General features: G+C 47.3%; 11 protein-coding genes. 9 read left to right on the top strand and 2 right to left on the bottom strand.

From position 1 onward, the window contains the following. Nucleotides 1-134: 134 nt before the first annotated feature. The 4 genes from FTU69_RS11285 (at nucleotide 135) to FTU69_RS11270 (ending at nucleotide 3159) form a co-directional block, all read left to right on the top strand. Nucleotides 135-908 carry a HesA/MoeB/ThiF family protein gene (locus FTU69_RS11285; protein ID WP_104488920.1) on the top strand — a complete coding sequence of 258 codons (774 nt, stop codon included), beginning with the start codon at nucleotides 135-137 and terminating at the stop codon, nucleotides 906-908. A 59-nt stretch (nucleotides 909-967) separates the two neighbouring features. Then, nucleotides 968-2266 carry an AarF/ABC1/UbiB kinase family protein gene (locus FTU69_RS11280; RefSeq protein WP_075166870.1) on the top strand — a complete coding sequence of 433 codons (1299 nt, stop codon included), beginning with the start codon at nucleotides 968-970 and terminating at the stop codon, nucleotides 2264-2266. 118 nt (nucleotides 2267-2384) lie between these two features. Beyond that, nucleotides 2385-2765: a dihydroneopterin aldolase gene (folB, locus tag FTU69_RS11275; protein WP_016659086.1), complete on the top strand. Its 381-nt coding sequence runs from the start codon at nucleotides 2385-2387 to the stop codon at nucleotides 2763-2765. Then, a complete protein-coding gene (locus FTU69_RS11270; RefSeq protein ID WP_005178682.1) occupies nucleotides 2722-3159 on the top strand; it encodes a 2-amino-4-hydroxy-6-hydroxymethyldihydropteridine diphosphokinase in 438 nt (145 codons plus the stop codon). Before folB ends, FTU69_RS11270 begins: the two co-directional genes overlap by 44 nt. Nucleotides 3160-3328: 169 nt before the next feature. On the opposite strand, the gene coq7 is transcribed toward FTU69_RS11270, so the two are convergent. Both coq7 and FTU69_RS11260 read right to left on the bottom strand, forming a co-directional pair. Then, entirely contained in the window at nucleotides 3329-3964 is a 636-nt protein-coding gene (gene coq7, locus FTU69_RS11265; RefSeq protein WP_005178679.1) for a 2-polyprenyl-3-methyl-6-methoxy-1,4-benzoquinone monooxygenase, read from the bottom strand. Between the two features lie 4 nt (nucleotides 3965-3968). Continuing rightward, entirely contained in the window at nucleotides 3969-5288 is a 1320-nt protein-coding gene (locus FTU69_RS11260; protein ID WP_180103903.1) for an MFS transporter, read from the bottom strand. Between the two features lie 177 nt (nucleotides 5289-5465). Between FTU69_RS11260 and FTU69_RS11255 the strand changes: the two genes are divergently transcribed. From FTU69_RS11255 to FTU69_RS11235, 5 genes are all read left to right on the top strand, one after another. Further along, a complete protein-coding gene (locus tag FTU69_RS11255; protein ID WP_180103902.1) occupies nucleotides 5466-8216 on the top strand; it encodes an autotransporter assembly complex family protein in 2751 nt (916 codons plus the stop codon). A gap of 21 nt (nucleotides 8217-8237) precedes the next feature. After that, nucleotides 8238-12749, top strand: a complete 4512-nt coding sequence (locus FTU69_RS11250) for a translocation/assembly module TamB domain-containing protein (RefSeq protein WP_180103901.1) — start codon at nucleotides 8238-8240, stop codon at nucleotides 12747-12749. A gap of 107 nt (nucleotides 12750-12856) precedes the next feature. After that, nucleotides 12857-13216, top strand: a complete 360-nt coding sequence (locus FTU69_RS11245; RefSeq protein WP_005178666.1) for a hypothetical protein — start codon at nucleotides 12857-12859, stop codon at nucleotides 13214-13216. Nucleotides 13217-13487: 271 nt separating this feature from the next. Continuing rightward, nucleotides 13488-13757, top strand: coding sequence for a hypothetical protein (locus FTU69_RS11240; protein WP_005178664.1), 270 nt, complete (start codon nucleotides 13488-13490; stop codon nucleotides 13755-13757). 295 nt (nucleotides 13758-14052) lie between these two features. Then, nucleotides 14053-16692 (top strand): bifunctional aconitate hydratase 2/2-methylisocitrate dehydratase, encoded by a 2640-nt coding sequence (locus tag FTU69_RS11235; RefSeq protein ID WP_180103906.1) that lies wholly within the window; start codon nucleotides 14053-14055, stop codon nucleotides 16690-16692. Nucleotides 16693-16737: the final 45 nt, after the last annotated feature.

The following is a 16737-nucleotide window of genomic DNA, read 5'->3' as shown; positions in this document are numbered from 1 at the left end:
AGTTGTTTACATATCATCCAGACCAAGAGGCTATACATAAAACGAAGGGCAGCGAACACCGAAAAAACAGCGGGTAAGGCTGTTAAAAAAAATCAATCGAATTACACTATAGCCAGCAAAAAACAGGAAGATAAATGGTGACACTTGAGGATAACTGGCAGGAACTGAGCGATGCAGAAATGCATTTATATAGTCGCCAGATTTTGCTGGATGGCTGGGACATCGAAGCGCAGGAAAAATTAAAACTGGCCAATGTGCTGATTGTCGGCTGTGGTGGTATCGGCTGTAGCAGTGCCGAACTGTTGGCGCGCGCCGGGGTCGGAAAAATCACCCTTATTGATGCCGATACGATTGAAGTCAGTAACCTGCAACGTCAAATTGCCTATAGCGCAGAAGATCTAGGTTTTTATAAGGCCGACATTCTGGCCAAGCGTCTGCAAAAGATTAATCCGTATATTCAGGTACATGCCATCACAGCCAAACTGGATGACAGCAATGCCGCCGAACTGATTGCCCAGCAGGATCTGGTTTTGGATGGCTGCGATAATTTCAGTACCCGTTATCTGGTCAACCGTGTTTGTGTGCAGCATCAGGTGGCGCTGATTAGCGCCTCGGCTATTGGTTTTCAGGGCCAGCTGTTTATGGTGGAAGGCGATTCGGCCTGCTATGAATGCCTGTTTCCAAAAGAAGATCAGGCCAATGAAAGCCTGCGCTGCGCCGATTCTGGTGTGCTGGCCACGACTCCGAATGTGATGGCCAGTTTACAGGCGCATCATACCTTGATCTATTTAGGTCTGGGAATTGCTGCGTTAAAACAGAAGCTGCTGCTCTGGGATGGGCTGAGTTTAAAACAGCGCCTGCTGGCGTTTGAAAAAGACCGAAATTGCCCATGCTGTCAGGCAAGATAAATCTATCTGACATCAATTTTTTGCTACACTGACTCAAATTTAATTTCATCGAAGACATTATGAAAAACAATATCTGGTTAGATGGCCTTCGTTCCGTGGCGCGTATGGGCGAAACGGCGGTCGTGGCGGCCAAAGCCGGCCTGAAATATGCGACTGAAAAACCCAGCAATGCCAAACTGATGCGTGAAACCTTTGAATCGCTCGGTTCAACCTATATCAAGCTGGGACAGTTTATTGCCAGCACGCCATCTTTGTTTCCACGTGAGTATGTGGAAGAGTTTCAGGGCTGTTTAGATCAAACTCCATCATTGCCGTTTAGCTATGTACAGCAGGTGCTGGCTTCAGAATTCGCCGGGCGTGATTTAGGCGAAATTTTTGCCTCGATTGATGAAACCCCGCTGGCTTCGGCTTCCATTGCCCAGGTGCATGCTGCCAAGCTGGTCTCGGGCGAAGATGTGGTGATTAAAGTCCAGAAACCGGGTGTGGAAACCATTTTATATACTGACCTGAATGTGCTGCACTGGGCCACCAAGCTGCTGGAAAAAGCCGTACCAAAAGTAAAATTCGCCTCTCTGGCCGATATTGTCGAAGAAATTAAAGTCCGTATGGTGCGCGAAGTCGACTTTATTGAAGAAGCCAAAAACCTGGATGATTTTGTCAATTATCTGAACCTGACCCAGAATCAGGCTGCAACAGCGCCGAAGGTTTATCATCAGTATTCCACTCGCCGGGTGTTGACCATGCAGCGTCTTTTCGGGGTGCCTTTAACCGATTTTGAAGTGGTAAAACAGTATGCCAAAGACCCGTCGCAGGTGTTAATTACCGCCATGAATACCTGGTTTGGCAGCCTGATGATGTGTAACAGTTTCCATGCCGACCTGCATGCTGGCAACCTGATGCTGCTGGAAGATGGCCGCGTCGGTTTTATTGATTTTGGTATTGTCGGGCAGCTGAAGCCTGAAGTCTGGACGGCCTGTATCGCCTTTATGGATGCCTTGCAGAATACCGACTACACGCTGATGGCGGAAAACATGCTGAAAATGGGCATGACCGATACCCAGATTGACACTAAAATTCTGGCGCAAGATTTGGAACGTCTGTTTAGTGGTGTATTGCTGGCCGATCCCCAGGAAATCCTCAGTTCAAATCCGGCCGATTTAAATGACATCATGATGGATATGGTGGCGGTTGGTGAACGTCATGGCATCCGTTTCCCGCGTGATTTTGCGCTGCTGTTCAAGCAAATGCTGTACTTTGACCGTTTCATGCGTATCCTGGCGCCGTATACTGACATTTATGCCGACCAGCGCTTGCAGATGGTACAAAGTATGGACCCGAATCTGCTGCTCAAACATTAATTTATAGACATCGCCCAGCTTTTATATAACAAGCTGTTGCTGCTACATCGCAAAGTGACACGTGATGCTAATGTAGCAGGCAGGCGATGATTCACGTTATACACGCCCGAGTAATCCGATGGACGCAATTATTATTGAAGGCTTAAAGGTCGAAACAGTGGTGGGCTGTTTTAACTGGGAGCGTCAGATTATCCAGCCTTTGCTGCTGGACTTAAGCATTCAGTGCAGTCTGGAGCAGGCTGCCTGTTCTGATGAACTGGAAGATACCCTGAACTATGCCGAAATTTGCGAAATTTCTGCGCAAGTGATTCAGGCCGCTCAGCCAAAATTGATTGAACATGCAGCAAAGCTGGTGCTGGATGCACTTTTTGCTCACTATCCTACAGTTGAATCGATTATGATTAGCATCCGCAAGCCTGCCATTATCCCGCAAGCCCAATCTGTAGGAATTCGTCTTGAACGCCACCGAAACGATTTTCGCCCTAGCACTGGCGAGTAATTCTCATCCTGAACAGCATTTTCAACAGGCATTTGCTGCGCTGTCGCGTTTGGGGCGTTTGCAGTGTTCCTCGATTTATCTGATTCCGTGCCGGGATGGGATTGGTGCGGATTACTGGAATGCCGCCTGTCTGCTCAAGAGTGAACACAGTGTCGAGCAGATTCTGGCCTTGCTAAAACAGTTAGAAGCAGATTCCGGGCGGGTACGACCTTCACATCAAATCAGTTTAGATGTGGATTTAATTGCTTGGGGGACAAGCCTGGAGCAAATGCAATTTAATCCGAAAAAATTACCACTGGCGCTGGATGTGAAAATCCCGATGTTCGAGCTGTGGCACAATGCGGCATTTGCTCATCAGCCCCATCCATTTCCTGTAATTCAATGTTCAGCCTGAAGATGACATGATTTATCAGCAAGCCCGGTTTTTATACCGGGCTTTTTAAATTAAGTAGATAAATTGGTCGTGTTGATTTTACTTAAGCTTGCACACGCATGATAAAACAGCCTGCGAGGATGCAGGCTGTTTTTGGAATCTTTCATCAAACATGATGAAGATAAAACGCTTAAATATAATAACTAGTCTTGGTCATCAGTTTTGAAATACCGGTCATAGCAATACGTACAGGCGCAGGGAGATCAACCCCACCTGCATTTAGCGCCGTATCACGATGATGCAGCTCATCCTCGTTCATTTGTTCCAGAATTTTGCGCGAGCGTTCATCATGTGCTGGCAATTGACGAATATGATCTTCTAAATGCAGGCTGACCTGACGCTCAGTTTCAGCGACAAAACCTAAGCTATATTTGTCTCCGGCAATTCCGGCAATAGCGCCCATGCCAAAAGATAGTCCGTACCAGACCGGATTGAGCAGGCTGGTATGGCTATCCAGTTCTTTTAAACGGTCTTCACACCAGGCCAAATGATCCTGTTCTTCAATGGCGGCCTGTTCCATTTCGCGGCGTACATTCGGGAGCTTCGCTGTCAGTGCCTGACCATGATACAGCGCCTGCGCACAAACTTCACCACTATGATTGACCCGCATTAATCCCGCCACATGACGCGCTTCACTCACTGCTAATTGAGTTGGAGTATTTTGCCCAGGATTATCGCGCTGAGCCGAGGTGACACCCGGAACCAGGCTGCGTAAGGCCTGATCAAATGAATGAATAAACTTGTCGAGACCGGTGTAATGACGCATGAATTTAATCCTCCAGAGGGTCTGCTGCAGTATCAAGCATAGACTTGAGTTTAAACAAGAGCCAGATGGTGAATATGGCGCTTAAAACAGCAGTAATACAAAACAGAATTTTAAGGTCAATTTGCAGCACGCTTAAAATAATAATCGAGAAGATGGCTGAAGAAACCATAAAAATCGCATTTAAAATGTTATTGGCTGCCACCACCCGGGCACGATGCGAGCGCGGTGAATAGGCCTGCATCATGGCATATAGGGGCACAATATAAAAACCACCGCTAATACCGAGCAAGGTCACGGCTAGCATCACATGATAATAACTCCAGCCTTGCTGAAAGACTTCACTTAAGCCCAGCAGTTCGCCAGTTTGTGGTGGTACAAAGGCCAGGGCGGCGGCCAGATAAAATGCAAATACGGTTAAACCGACTGCACCAATCGGCACCATCTTGATATTTACCTCGGTACCGCCAATTTTACGACAGAGTAATGAGCCGACACTAATCCCGACCGAGAAGAAAGTTAGCAATAAGCTGACCACATTTTCAGAAGCATGCAGGTTTTGCTGGGTCAGCTGCGGAATTTGGGTCAGATACGTCGCGCCATAAAACCAGTACCAGGAGTTACCGAGTAAAATCAGAAAAATCAGCGGCAGGTTTTTGGCATATTTTAAGGTTTGAATACTGGTACGGAAAAAGTTCCAGTCCACCTGTAACTGCGGTGCAGCAATCGGCTGTTTTAAAATAAAACGGCTGGCAAGATAACCGACCACGGCAATAGCCAGCACGGTCAGGCTGATCCAGAGTAAATTACCAGCGGAGATGGAAATCACCGCGCCGCCTAGAATCATCCCGACCAGAATGGCAACTGAGGTGCCGGACTGGAACAGCGCATTTCCCGACATCAACTCATTCGGTTTCAGGATTTCTGGCAAAATCGCATATTTGATGGGACCAAAAAAGGTCGATTGGGTACCCATTAAAAACAGGGCAAACATCAGCAACCATAAGTTGCCAATCAGGAAGCCGACCGTGGCCAGTAACATCACCGCAATTTCCAGCAGTTTTAAATAACGCACCAGCTGCGAGCGTTCATATTTATCGGCAATTTGTCCGGCTGTGGCCGAGAAAATAAAATAGGGCAAAATGAACAGCAGTGCCGCCAGATTATTCAGGGTGCTGATACTGCCAGATTGCTGACTGATCCAGCCATAGGTAATCACCAGCAGCAAAGCCTGCTTAAACACGTTGTCATTCAGCGCGCCCAGAAACTGGGTACAGAACATGGGCAAGAAGCGTCGTGTGGCTAGCAAATTTTCATTTTTTTCCATAAGAAGTGGACTTCATTAGTTTTATTAAGAAATGTGACCAATTGATATAATTGCCCGAAAATCATGTATGATATTTTGCAGTGTTTTCACTGTTGAAAAAATCCAATAAATTAGAGTCTGTTAGCGAACATTTCATTGCGGATTTTTCCATTAAAAAGATTAAATTTAGAGTTTTCTATGCTTGTGAACCGAACTTTTAAAAAGTCTGCGCTGTCTAACAGTATGCATGCCATAATTCAGTGGAGGCATTCCAGACAACTTTGTCTGAGCATCTTTTTAAGTTTAGTCGCACAGCAGGGCTTTAGTCAAAATCCTCCCGCAGTGGCGGAACCGGCGAGCGATCCGGTCGCATCGGCCGACATGAAACAGGAAATTCGCGATCTGGCGCTCAGCCAAGGCAAAGATACCCCTGAAGAATTAGAAAAAATTGAGAATTTTCAGGTGCCCAGCACTGAGCCGGACAGTCTGGAGATGTTGCAACAGCAGCAAAATAGCAGTGAACCGATAGACGCTTTTCAGCCAATTGAACTGGAAAATCTGGATGATTTACCGGTAATGCCGGTCGATGCCAATATGGCCGCAGAAATTTTCCAGATCGCTGAACAGGCCAAACAGGAAGCACGCCAGTATCGCGCCGAGCAGAATACCGAAGTACTGATTAATGATGCCACCCAGCAGGAACTGGCCGAAATTAACCAGTCTCCGGTCAATGTCGACCAGCTCATGGACAGTATTCGCGCCGACAGCCAGATTGTGGTGGAAGCGAATACCTCCGGCCGAACCCTGACTGAATTGGGCCTGAATACAGAAGTGGCCGATGCCGATAAACCGGGGTTTTTCCGGCGCTTGCTGTATAAGGTACGTCCACCGCGTGAGTTAAATACTGCACGGGTGCCCCGGATTAGTGCCGATGTGGTGATTACCGGCGCCGAAAATAGTGGTGAAGTTTCCGCAGAGGCCTATGCCACGGCACTGGAAAATCTGCGTGCCAATGTGCGCGGCAAACTGTCCAGTTTTACCCAGGAATCTTTTGCCGATTTTCCCTCGGCTTTACCACAGCTGCGTTCTTTATCTAATCAGGCGGCACAGGCCGTCGGCTTTTATCATGCCGAATTCAAGTTTGAAAAGCTGAATGACAGCCGGGTGCGGGTTCTGGTCACACCAAATACACCGGTGCGTGTGCAGGAGCAGAATATTGAATTTAGCGGCCCAGGTGAGAATCTGGCACAGTTCCAGGTAATTCGCGTCCTGCCCGATCAGGATGTTGGCGATGTGTTTCACCACGGTCTGTATGAAGAGACCAAAACCCGGATTAATGATGCTGCCTCCAATAACGGTTTCTTTGATGGCTATTGGCGCCTGCATGACGTGAAAGTGGCGCAGCCGCAAAATACTGCCGATATTAATCTGCGCTATGAAACCGGCGAGCGTTATACGTTGGGGCCGGCCCAGTTCCGGATGAGCGATCCGAGCAAAGAATTTCCTCTGGATATGGATATTCTGGAAAGCATGGTGCCGTGGGAAGATGGCGCCGATTATACTTTCTGGCGGGTCAACGGTCTGGCCAATAACCTGACCAACTCACGTTATTTTAACTATACGTTGGTCGATACCATGCGTCCCGATCCGCTGGAACGCCCAACAGAGTTGCCACCGGATATTCAGGCCCTGGTTGATCAGCGCAAACTTTCCGCTGAAGACTTCCAGCCGGTTCAGGACCAGAAAGATTTAAGCTCGACTGAAGAAGTGACCCAGTCAGTGGTGGATGAAGACCAGTTTGCCGGCACTCAGGAAGCCGAGCAGAATGAAAACATCCGTCAGCTGCGGGTCGAACAGGAAACCCAGCAATCAGAAGAAGAGCGGCTAAAAGAACAGGCACGTCTGGAAAAGAAAATTCCGGTGATTGTGACTTTGAACGCCGACAAGCTGAACAGTGCAGAAGTCGGTGCCGGTTATGGCACAGATACCGGAATGCGTGTACGTGGCCAGTATCGCCGGGCCATTGTTAACCGTCGTGGTCACTCCTTCGATGCCAACCTGGAACTATCTGAAATCCGCCAGTCTTTAGATGGCCGCTATAGCATTCCCTATAATCATCCACTGAATGACTATATTACTTTGGTGGCCGGTTATGAGCGTGAAGAGCGTAGCGATGTTTCTGCCGGCAATGACCTGTTAATTGAATCGGCAGTGGCCGGCGCCGACCGGATTATTAAAAACCCGCGTGGCAGCTGGCAACATGCTTATGGTCTGCGTTACCGTCTGGACCGTTTAACCCAGAACGGTGTGGTCGATATTGACAAGATTCCTGACGCCTTTATTGGCAATGGTTCCACCGAGCAGCAATCTTTACTGTTTGGTTATGAACTGTCGCGTACTGACAGCAGTCCGCGTGTCAATCCGACCCGTGGTTTCAAGCAGATTTATAAAGTTGAACTTGGCAGTGAAAGCCTGTTGTCCGATGCCGATATGGCAATCTTAAATGCCGGCTGGCGTTTTATTTATTCTCTGGGTGAAAATAACGATCATCAGTTTGTCGGTCGTGCCGATTTGGGTTATATCGTGACCGAAGATTTTAGCAAAGTGCCTTATAATCTGCGTTACTTTGCCGGTGGGGATCAGACCATTCGCGGTTTTGACTTTAAGAGCCTGTCTCCGCAAATTGATGGCTTTAAAATTGGTGGACAAGCACTTGGGGTTGGCTCACTGGAATATAACTATCAATTCAGGGAAGGCTGGCGCGCAGCAATTTTTAGCGATTTTGGTAATGCCTATGATGCCGATTTTAGCAATCCGACCGAATACAGTGTCGGTTTAGGGGTACGCTGGGCATCACCAATTGGCCCGATTCGGGTCGATGTCGCTTCGGGCATTTCGGATGAGAATCATCCAATTCGTCTGCATTTCTTTATTGGCTCGCAATTATAAAATTAAGATTTAGAGAGAACTATGGCTGAAGTTGAACAGCAACCAAATACACCCGCGCCTGTACCCAAAAAGCGCAGAATAGTCAGAAGTGCCTTGTTGTCACTGCTGTTTATGGTGGTGTTGCTGGTATCGGCTTTGGCAATCATGTTCTCGACCGACCGTGGCAGTAAATTCCTGCTTGACCGGGTGCTGGAACGTCAGCAGATCATTCAGTATGAATATGAAGGCGGGAACTTATTGCGCGGTATTATCCTGCGCAATATTCTGGTCACACTGAAATCGGTGGATGTCAAAATTGACCGCGCTGATGTCATGCTGGGCTGGCGCGCCGTGCTGAATAAGGAAATCCATTTTACCCATGCCGATGTGCGTAATCTGCAAATTACCACCAAAGGACCGCCAAGTGATGGACCATTCAAGTTTAATGAAATCCGTCTGCCTTTTGTACTCCGGCTTGATCATGCCGATCTGGACCGTTTGCTGATTCAGACTTCAGGTGGCAGCAAAGTCAATTTTTATGATGTGATCCTGAACGATGCGCTGTGGTCGGGCACCAAACTGGAATTTGAAGATTCCAGTATGCGTATGGATTATCTGTCGGTCAAAAATGCCAGCGGCGATATGGATTTTTATGGCAAATATCCGCTGAATGCCATTGGCGATGTGAATTTACCTTCGTTAAACAACAGCCTCAATATTCATGATATTAAAGTCGTCGCCAAAGGGTCTTTAGATACCATTCAGGCCGGGGTGGCGACCTATACGCCCGATTTGCTCACCGGTTGGGTGGTGCTGCATCCGATGCGTAAAAATGTGCCCATGTTTGGCGAGCTGCAGTTCAATCAATACCATTGGCCGCTGTTACAAGATTGGGAGCTGTATACAGAAGACGGCACAGCCAAGTTTAAGGGTGATATTAAACGTCTGGATTTAGATGTCGCTACCGATCTGACGGGTAAAGATCTTCCAAAAGGACAATATACCGCGCTTATGCATACCGATCTGGTCAATCAGCTGAACATCAGCAACTTAAATGGCCAGCTGATGCAGGGCGCCGTGAATGTGGCTGGTGTGGTCGGCTGGAACGAGCGCGTCAGCTGGGACCTCACCGGTCGCCTGGACAAGATTAATCCGAAAGACCCACTCATTCCGCAGGTGGTGCAGGATTTTCTGCCGCCAAGTCTGGATGCTCAAATTGCCTCTAAAGGCCATTTAGAAAATGGAACCCATCTGACGGCGCAGGTCGATTTTGACCGCTATGAAACCTGGAACCTGAAACTGGATCAGAATGCGCCGAAAAACCGCCAGCCAAACCCCATGGTGCTGGATGTGCGCTGGAACAATATTGACCGCGCGATGCCTTATATCGGGTGGTTATCCAGTGAATCGGGTGATGTGCAGATGGCCCTGGTCGAAGGCCAGCAGAAGATTTTTGTCGCAACCCAGGTGGCACAGCATGAGCAGGGTGCTTTACCAGCGGGTATGTACAAGGCCGAGCTGAATCTGAAGAACAGTAATCTGGATGTACCAAGCTTTAGCTATAACGCCGGCGCCAGCACCTTAACGGGCCGTGCGCTGATTGAACTGCCAACCGACAAGCGCCAGCTCAAATGGAATGCTACCTTAAACGCGGACAATTTTAATCCGCAAATTATTGCTGATGCTGCTCCGGTCAATCTGCTGAATGGCCGTTTGCAGGCCAATGGTTTTGCCCGTCCGAACCAGCAGATTATTCATTTAAACAATATTGATTTACGCGGTCGTCTGGCTGAGCAGGATGAAACGGTGCATCTGACCGGGAACAGTACCGTGGCCTTGCTGTTCCATGATGAGCGTGCGGGTGGTGGCTTCAAGAGCTTTGCGGTCAATTATGATGGCGCGCTCAACAGCAGTCTGCTGGAAGCCAGTCAGGGCAGTTTAAAGCTAAAACTGTCGGGTACACCAGAGCTGATCAAGATTTCAGATCTGCGTCATGACGGTGTGGCGGGGCAGATCTTGGCCAATGGGATGCTGAACCTGAAAAATGGCATTGGCTGGAACCTGAACGCCTCTTTAATCCGCTTTAAGCCGCATTATTTTGTTTCGAGTGTGCGCGGCGAGCTGTCGGGTAATGTGCGTACCCAAGGGGTTTGGTCAGATCAGCTTAAACGCATCAATATTGAAAAGCTTAATCTGGCCGGCATGATCAACAATAAACCGGTGCGTGGTACCGGTAATCTGGCCCTGTTAATGGATGCCAATCAGCAAGGTTTCCTGCCACAGCAGTTTGAGGCCAATAATTTATACCTGGCCTATGCCAAGAACCAGATTCAGGCCACCGGGAATGCACAAAACCTGAGAATCAAACTGAATGCGCCAGCACTATACGAACTGTATGCCGGTTTGCGTGGCCGTGCTTATGGCTATTTAAATGTGCAGTCACAGCCGCGCCTGCAGGCCACTGCCAATCTGGTGGTCGATGATTTTGGTTTAAATAACCTGTTTAGCGTGCGTAAAATGCGTTTACGCGGTGAATTACCGACCTCGGAAAATACCCCGACCTTGCTTACGGCCAGTCTGGAAAATTTACGTAGCGGCAACCGTGAAATTCAAAAAGGCGAGATTTCACTGGCCGGTACCCGTCAGGCGCATCTACTGAAAGTGAAAGCGGAAAACCGTTTAAGTAGCTTCTATGTGCAGCTGGCCGGCGGTTTTAATGCCGAAAATAACTGGTTAGGTCAAATCCAGAAAGGTGATTTTGACTCCTTAAGAACCCGTCTGGTACAGCGTCAGAATGCCTCGGTCATCTTCCAGACCAAAACCAGCGATCTGTTTGTGGGTGCGCATTGCTGGATGAGCCAGCAAAGCCAGTTGTGTTTTGACCAGCCTATTCGGGTCAATAAAAACCGCGGTAATCTGTCCTTTGTAACCCGCAATGTCGACCTGAATGATTTTGCCGCCTTTATGCCGGAAGGTCTGGCGATTACCGGTAAAGTCAATGGACATGCCAAAGCATCTTGGGCACAAGGTCAGCGGCCAAAAATTGATGCACGTCTGGTAACCCGTAATGGGGTCATTGGACTGGCAGGTGATGACCCACAAGAGCTGGGCTCGACCTTAAGCTATGATCAGGTGGCTGTGGTGGCTAAAAGTATTGCCGAAGGTCTGCAAATTCGACTGGATGTGAAAACTCCGGAAATTGGTGCCGGTTATGCCAATGTTATTATTGATCCGTATACCGAGCGTAAGCCGATGCGCGGTGAAATTGCCTTTAATGAAGTGCAGTTAAAAGTCTTTAAGCCGTTTATTGCCGATGTGCGTTCTATGGCCGGGGTATTGTCCTTTGCCGGTAAGGTCGGTGGTACATTAACCCAGCCATTACTGACCGGTGAAATGCGTCTGAAAGATGGTGCCATCAGCATGATTTCCCTGCCGGTGAACCTGACCAATGTGCAGCTGTATTCCTCGATTCGGCAGGACTCGGCCACAATTAATGCCGCATTTAACAGCGGTCAGGGTGTGGGGCATTTAACCGGTAGTGTTGACTGGAAAGGCGTACCTAAAATTCAGCTGAACTTAAAAGGGGATAATCTGCTGGTACGTCAGGCGCCGCTAATTACTGCCATTGTGACGCCGGATTTATCCATGGAGGTTTTCCCGACCCAGAAACGCTTAAGCTTAAATGGTAAGGTCGATGTACCGCGTGCGTTAATTTCCATGCCTGAGGCTTCCGATCCGGTGGTGAGCCTGTCTTCAGATGTGCGTGTGGTGCATGAAGGGCAAGACCAGCTGGCGGTATTACGCTCTGCGCGTCCTTGGGATATTCGTGCCGATCTGGAACTGAATCTGGGTGATCAGGTCATCTTCCAGGGCTTTGACAGCCGTATTCCTCTGGTGGGCCGTCTGTATCTGAGTCAGCGTGGTCTGGAAACCGCCATGCGCGCCAATGGTGCAATTGGGGTTAGCCAGCGCGTCAAGATTGAAGCCTATGGCCAAAGTCTGGATTTGAACCGTGCAATTGCGCGTTTTAATGGCCCAATTTCTAACCCAACTTTAGACATGGATGCCAATAAAAACGTACAGGGCAGTATGGTCGGCTTTAGAGTCACAGGCACAGCCAGTAGTCCGAATATTCAGGTCTATAACGATGCAGGCTTATCTGAACAAGAAGCATTAAATGCCTTGATTACCGGCCGGATTAACGAAGGTGCCAGCGGTTTAAGCCAGACCGAAAGCTTTAAGTCAGACGTCAACAATACCATTGCCGCGGCTGGTATTAGTATGGGCTTAGGGGGTACACGTGCCCTGACCAACCAGATTGGGCGTACCTTCGGTTTAAGTGGGTTGGCTTTAGATGCACAGGGTACGGGTGATGATACCCAGGTCAGCCTGACCGGTTATATCACTCCGGATCTGTTTATCCGTTATGGCGTGGGCGTGTTTACCCCGGTGAACAAGCTGACCTTGCGCTATCAGATGAACAAACGTCTGTATCTGGAAGCCAGTCAGTCGTTGGAACGTGCCGTGGATATTTTCTATAACTGGCGTTTCTAAGCCGTCTAATCTGAACTTGAAAATGCGCTCAACACGAGCGCATTTTTTCTGGCTGATTTCTCATTCACGATAACTTTGATTATCATAACGGAAATAGGAGAGTATGCATGAACAAACTATTCGCTTTGGCTGCCGTAATTGCATTGGCCGGCTGTGCAGAGAAAAAGCCCTTAACCCCGGAAGAGCAATGGAAAGGTTACTGTACCAGTGTTGGCAATGCAGCACGAACCATCATGCTGGATCGTCAAAATGCCATTGAAAAAGATCAGGCACTGGCTCATGCGGACAAAGTAGAAGATGAAACCACACGCAAATTTATCTTTGAAATTATTGAAACGGTCTATGCCATGCCTGAACAGGAAGTGAAGGGCGATGTAGATGCCGCGCGTGAGAAAATTAAAGCGCAATATACAGAAAAATGTCTGGCTACGCCGTATGACGAAATGCCGGATTATCGACGTTTTTAAGTCATGAACCTAAAATGCCAGATGACATATCCGTAATCTGGCATTTTTTTGTGCTCACTATTTCTGCATATAGATAACAATAATCAAAATTCGCTGCGTTGATTTATATTTTAAGCAGATATTGAGTCTGCTATTTCTTCCTCTACTTACTTCTAAATAGCCTAAGCAATATAAATATATATTGTGACACTTTTCTTTAGCACCAATATAGAAAAGCTTATCTTTTTAATAAATAATGGATTTAACAATAGCCAGAATAAAGGAGCACATCATGGACGTGATTGGTTATCTGCATCATGCAGATTTGCTCTTGGAAGATGAACAGGGCGTGACCATTATTGGCAATAGCAATTATGTGCTCAGTATTGGAGATAAAGTCTATTTTCAACAACTTATTGATGCTGACAGCAAGCGTTATCAGGTCAATATCTCCTTTGCCAGTGCCGGGCATAGTACCCTGCATGAAGATGAAATTCAGGTCAAATTTGAGGGCAGTCGCGAACATCTGCAGCAATATTTAAACAGTACAACGGTACACTAAGGTTGAATAGTAATTGGAACCCGGAAAAGGCAGCATAGTGTTGCCTTTTTTCTATTTAGAATTCGGTTAAAGTGGATTAAAAGCAGCAATGACGGGTCTAAACGTGCTCCGCTTGATTATTGTATAAACAATATGAACATCATTTAGTTATAAAATAATGAGCATCACAAAGAAACACCTTCCTTGCATTAACTTTTAACTGGAATTTTAGTAAAATTTTGCAGTCCATATTACTTGTGAAGCTTTGAACAAGCTGGAATTCACAGGTAATTTTTTAAAAAAGAGGAATAACACCGTGCTAGAAGCTTACCGCCAACACGTTGAAGAACGTGCCGCACTCGGAGTCCCACCGAAGCCACTTGATGATGCTCAAACCGCTGCATTAGTTGAATTATTAAAAAACCCGCCAGCTGGTGAAGAAGCTTTCTTGGTTGATTTGCTTGAAAACCGTGTTCCAGCGGGTGTAGACCAAGCTGCTTATGTAAAAGCTGCTTTCCTGTCTGCTGTTGCAAAAGGCGAAGCGACTTCTCCATTAGTTTCTAAAGAACGTGCGGTTTACTTACTAGGTACTATGCTTGGTGGTTATAACGTAGCGCCTTTAGTTGAACTTCTGGAAAATGCTGAACTTGGTGGTTTAGCGGCTGACGCCCTGAAGAAAACCCTGCTTGTATTTGATGCATTCCACGACGTTGCTGAAAAAGCAAAAGCGGGCAATGACAATGCGAAAGCAGTACTTCAATCATGGGCTGAAGCTGAATGGTTCACTAGCCGTCCAGACGTTCCAGAAGAAATCAAACTGACTGTTTTCAAAGTAACAGGCGAAACAAATACTGACGACTTGTCACCTGCACAAGACGCGTGGAGCCGTCCAGACATTCCATTGCACGCAAATGCAATGCTGAAAAACGTTCGTGATGGTATCAACCCAGAAGTTCCTGGTGAAGTTGGTCCATTAAACCAAATTAAAGAACTGATCGCGAAAGGCAACCAGGTTGCTTACGTTGGTGACGTTGTTGGTACAGGTTCTTCTCGTAAATCTGCAACGAACTCTGTGCTTTGGTTCTTCGGTGACGAACTTCCACACATTCCAAACAAAAAAGACGGCGGTTACTGCTTAGGCGGTAAAATTGCTCCGATTTTCTTCAACACCATGGAAGATGCGGGTGCATTACCAGTTGAGATCGATGTTTCTAACATGAACATGGGTGATGAAATCACACTGAAAATCGATCACGCTGCTGCAAAAGTAACTGCGTTCAAAAACGGCGAACAAATTGCTGAATCTGAACTGAAAACTCCAGTGCTTCTAGATGAAGTACGTGCCGGTGGCCGTATTAACCTGATCATTGGTCGTGGTTTAACTGGTAAAGCACGTGAAGCTTTAGGTCTTGAGCCATCTTCTTTATTCCGTACTCCAGTACAACCTGCTGACTCTGGCAAAGGCTTCACTTTAGCGCAGAAGATGGTTGGTCGTGCATGTGGTCTTCCAGAAGGTCAAGGCATTCGCCCGGGTACTTACTGCGAACCGAAGATGACTACTGTTGGTTCTCAAGATACAACTGGTCCTATGACTCGTGACGAGTTAAAAGACCTGGCTTGCTTGGGCTTCTCTGCTGACCTGGTAATGCAATCTTTCTGTCACACAGCTGCGTATCCAAAACCAGTTGACGTGCAAATGCAACACACACTACCTGACTTCATCATGAACCGTGGTGGTGTATCTTTACGTCCAGGCGACGGTATTATTCACTCTTGGTTAAACCGTATGCTTCTTCCAGATACAGTAGGTACTGGTGGTGACTCGCATACTCGTTTCCCAATTGGTATTTCATTCCCGGCAGGTTCTGGTCTGGTAGCGTTCGCTGCTGCGACTGGTGTTATGCCACTGGATATGCCTGAATCTGTACTTGTGAAGTTCAAAGGTAAAATGCAACCTGGTATCACTCTACGTGACCTGGTACACGCGATTCCTTACTACGCAATTAAAGAAGGTGACCTGACTGTAGAGAAGAAAGGTAAGAAAAACATCTTCTCTGGTCGTATCTTAGAGATCGACTTAACAGAAATGGAAACAGACTTAACTGTTGAGCAAGCATTCGAATTGTCTGATGCTTCTGCTGAACGTTCTGCTGCAGGCTGTGCGATCACGCTTTCTGAAGAGAAAGTTGCTGAATACCTACGTTCTAACATCACCATGCTGAAGTGGATGATTTCACAAGGTTATGGCGATGCTCGTACTATGGCGCGCCGTGTTGAGAACATGGAAAAATGGTTAGCGAACCCATCACTGCTTAAAGCTGATGCTGATGCTGAATACACTAAAGTGTATGAAATTGACCTTGCTGACATCAACGAACCTATCCTGTGCTGCCCGAACGATCCAGATGATGCGAAACTGCTTTCTGACGTTCAAGGCGACAAGATTGATGAAGTATTCATCGGTTCTTGTATGACGAACATCGGTCACTTCCGTGCAGCTGGTAAACTTCTAGACAAAGTTCCTGGTGGTTCTTTATCTACTCGTCTATGGTTGGCTCCTCCAACGCGTATGGACGAACACCAGTTAATGGAAGAAGGTTTCTTCAACATTTATGGTAAAGCTGGTGCGCGTACTGAAATGCCAGGTTGTTCATTATGTATGGGTAACCAAGCACGTGTTGCTCCGAACACGACTGTAGTGTCTACATCTACACGTAACTTCCCGAACCGTTTAGGTCAAGGCGCGAATGTATACTTGGCTTCTGCTGAGCTTGCATCTGTTGCTGCGGTTCTTGGTAAATTACCAACTCCAGAAGAGTATCAACAATACGCTTCTCAAATCGACAGCATGTCTGCTGACATTTACAAGTACTTGAACTTCGATCAAATGTCTGAATACACAGATGCTGCTGAAAATGTAGATACGAAGAAAATTGCTGCTGCTCAATTGTCTTAATTAATTGATAATTAAGCAATAAGCGGTATAAGATAAGGGCTGAGT

Source organism: Acinetobacter sp. YH12134, from assembly GCF_013418555.1.
Classification (GTDB): domain Bacteria; phylum Pseudomonadota; class Gammaproteobacteria; order Pseudomonadales; family Moraxellaceae; genus Acinetobacter; species Acinetobacter indicus.
This window is presented reverse-complemented; position numbering and strand designations above follow the sequence as displayed.